Source organism: Bacteroides intestinalis (assembly GCF_003464595.1).
GTDB lineage: Bacteria > Bacteroidota > Bacteroidia > Bacteroidales > Bacteroidaceae > Bacteroides > Bacteroides intestinalis_A.
Map to the genome: position 1 here is coordinate 1 of NZ_QRZF01000027.1, position 3,730 is coordinate 3,730.

General features: G+C 45.8%; 2 protein-coding genes. Both read right to left on the reverse strand.

From position 1 onward, the window contains the following. Positions 1 to 1,394: ATP-binding protein (locus tag DWW10_RS23290; protein ID WP_118487376.1), on the reverse strand; the 1,394-nt coding region annotated here is incomplete at its 3' end. 111 nt (positions 1,395 to 1,505) lie between these two features. Further along, a partial coding sequence (locus tag DWW10_RS23295; RefSeq protein WP_409012386.1) for a DUF4906 domain-containing protein occupies positions 1,506 to 3,730 on the reverse strand: 2,225 nt, incomplete at its 5' end.

Genomic DNA, 3,730 nt, shown 5'->3' on the forward strand with positions numbered 1-3,730 from the left:
TCCATCACATAGATGAAACGGTCCGTCTGCAACACCAGGTCAATGCGTCCGTCCGAAGTATGACGCTCCGCATTGACATAGAAACCCAGGAGTTTGTAAATGATGAAAAGCACATTCTGATAGTGGAGTTCAAGATCGCTCACCAACTCGTAAGGGGTATCCGCAAAGAAACTGCGAAGACGCTTGAAGAAAGCATCAATGTCTCCGGCACGCAACTCCATCACGAATTTTTGTATTTCAAAAGGAGCCTCCACTTTGTTGAAGCGGGTATAGAAAGGTACCAAGAACTTGATAAAACCTTCTTCTACCTCCCTATTCGGGAAGCCGAGACGATAAAGGCCGAACTCCTTATCATATCCCTTTATGGTGAGATACCCACTCTGAAAAATCACAGGAATGGGGTCTTCATCACCATAGATACTATTCAGGACATCGGCATCAGTCTGTACGTGTGCCATACGTTCCAAATCGTAATGATTACGTTGCAACAATTCCACAAGATAGGTAGGCGTACCCGTCTCAAACCAATAACTGCCGAACTTCATCTTATAGAAAGTATTCAGCACGCTGAAAGGATTATAGATGCCTTCCGTATTCTCAACGAAATGATAACCATCGTAACACTCTTTCAGTTCGGCGGCGGCTTGCTCGTAAGTCATCTTTTGCGCGGCAGCCAGCTCATGCAATTCTTCTTTCAGATTCTCATGTATTTCCCGCTCCGTCATTCCACAGATAGAGACAAACGGTTCGTACATAGAAATATCATTCAGATTATTCAAGTCACTGAATACGCTTATCTTACCAAACTTCGTTACTCCTGTCAGCAAAGCGAACTTGATGCAGCCGTCCAAAGTCTTCAACACCCCGTAAAAGGGTTTCAGCATATTACGATACTGCTGCTGCAAGGCTTCATTGCCGATGGCTTGCAACATAGGTTTATCATACTCGTCCACAAGGATGACGACACGCTGTCCCGTTTGTTCATAAGCCAAACGAATGACATGGTAAAACCGTTCTTCAGGCGCACGATCGGAATAGGGGCTGCTATAGGTCCGCTCCCAGATTTCAAGATTTTTGTTCAGTTCCTCAAGCAGAGAATCGGCATCTTCATAGTTACGGGCATTCAGATCAAGATGCAGCACCGGATAATTTATCCAGTCCTTTTCCTGCTTCTCCATCGCCAACCCGGTGAACAGCTCCTTCTTCCCCAGGAAATAGGCTTCGAGGGTAGAAACCAGCAAACTCTTTCCGAAACGGCGCGGACGGCTCAGGAAATAATAACTGCCCGTCTTCACCATTCGATAAATCAAAGCGGTTTTATCAATATAGAAATAACCATCTTTACGTATCTTCTCGAAATTTTGAATACCGATAGGATAAATCTTGCTGCTCATACACATTGCTTTTTACATTGTTTACGTACAGCAAAGATAGCAATTGTTTTCCGTTATTCCAGCATGTCAAAGAGCGAATGTATTCAAATTACTTTGAATTATTATTTATCGTTAATCAGCCTTTTCCTGCACGCAGCGAAGCGGATGGGCGTCAGACTGGTACTTAGTTATGATAGTAAACAATTCACTGGAGGTTCCTCCTGAATTAAACCATCCTGCATAGGAATTATAGCCATTATCAGTTCCCTTATTTCGGGTCCATATCGTACACAAGTCTCCAATAAACTCGAATGTATTCATGTATCTGCCATAACCTGTAAACCGGAAATAAGAGGCATGCCCGCCATTCAACTGTTCGAAATAAAGCAGATAGCCACCATCGTCATTTCTCGTATTATAATTCTTTATATTATTGTTAGGCAGACTGCTTCCATTCTGATTCACAGCAGCCAGATCAACCCGGGATATAACTCTCCACCCGGCAGGACATGGGTCCCAAACAGGTTTATCCGTTTCATCCCATCCTTTGAATGACGCTGATGCGATATTTGTCCAGGCAGGGCCTTTGCTACTGGCAGCATAAAATACAAGCGGCTGCCGGCAAGATGTCTGGTAACTGATTGTCCCCGATTGTCCTCCATTCACCACGTATGTAATCCCATCCGCCGCATAGCGGTTCAACATACCTTCGGGAGGCGTAGATGAATTCTTATTATTAATTACGCTGATCTTTTTAGTCGTATAGCTACTTGGGAACGGGTCTTTGCGCCCCCACTGATAATGAAAACCATTGGTCTTGGACATTTCGACAAATGAAGTCGGAGCTTCATCTACATATCCCGCCATTGCTCCCAAATTACGGTCCATCATCGGAAGTACACTTGCATTGTTCAGCGAAAAGAGCAGCTTCCGCTTATTAACCGGCTCCAAGACTTGTTCACCTCCACGGGTATCCGGCTTATAATCCGTCACCCAGACATGCCAGCTCCAGACTATGTTTCCCGTACCATCCGGACCGTCGTATGCAGCAATCACTCCGTTACCTCCGGTGGAGTTGGCGGCTACACGGCAATAGATACTGCATTGACCTTTATCATTGGCGGGCACCGTATTGATATCACTATTATCTATCGTTCGTTTGATGTCTACAATATTGGTATGGTCATCATCACTATTAGCAATTCCCATTACAGGATCACCTACATCACCGTTTTCACGGGTTTGCCAAAGTAGCCTTACCGATTTGATACCTGTACTGGCAGTGGAAGGATACCAACTCATCATCTGCGAATTGGTGATCTCTGTTCCGTTTTGCTGGAATGCGAAAGGGTCGAAGCAGAATGAACCGCCCGGCTCCACCATAAAGCAATTGGCGGTGGGTACCAGGTTATCATTATTTTCCGAAGCAGGAATAGGGTCGATATAGGTCACACGATTATCACCTGTAGGGATGCCGACGTGCGCAAAGTTCACTGTATAAGCATAATCTTTGTTGCGATACATATTGAAATCCGTAGAAGAACCGGAACCAATATAAACACGGTAGTCGAGCTTCTTCTTTCCGTCAGTTGTATTCACGGCTACGAAATTGAAAAAGGTACTGCCTACAGGAGCATTCGCTTTCGTGCGCTGCGTTTCCGTGGTAGCGGCAGCACTTTCGCCACGCACATTGGCGGGTACCCAGCAGGAATAAGAACCATGTGCGGCATTGGCATCCGCAATAGGTATTTCAAGCGTGGTGAACTGCGAAACGATGGAGGGATAGGTGCCGTCAGTCTCCGGTCTATCCACGATGGTATAGTTCAACGGTACACTCTGAATCAGGAGTTGTTTCAATTTATAATCTGTAACACTATAATCCCATGTTACAGTCAGACGCGTAGCCAGACGTTTCAGCATCAGGCGCATGTCGTAGCTGCCGTCCGGACTCTGAATGATAGCTTTGCCATTGACAACGGCTACCTTTACATGCTTCAAATGAAGCACGTAAGGCATAGCGTTCATACTCCCCGTAGCCGAGGGGTCAATCGCATTTATCACGGACGAATTTACTATCATACTTTGTACTTGTTCTAATGTTTTTGTTCCTAAAGCCGTCACTGCAGGACCGTTGCCACGGGCTACCAATACTAACTGGCAGTCATCAGACGCCTGCAAAGTGACGTCCAGACTTGTGCCGATATTGACGGTGCCGTAATCATTTCCCGTCAGGTGGTTTCCGTTGACGTCGTACTGACGGATTTCCAAGTTATAAAGATAATCCGGAACGTCAGTCGAGGCACGAGTTATCACACCGGGCAACAGGCTCGCGTTGAAGGCGGTTCTACCGCCTTCAA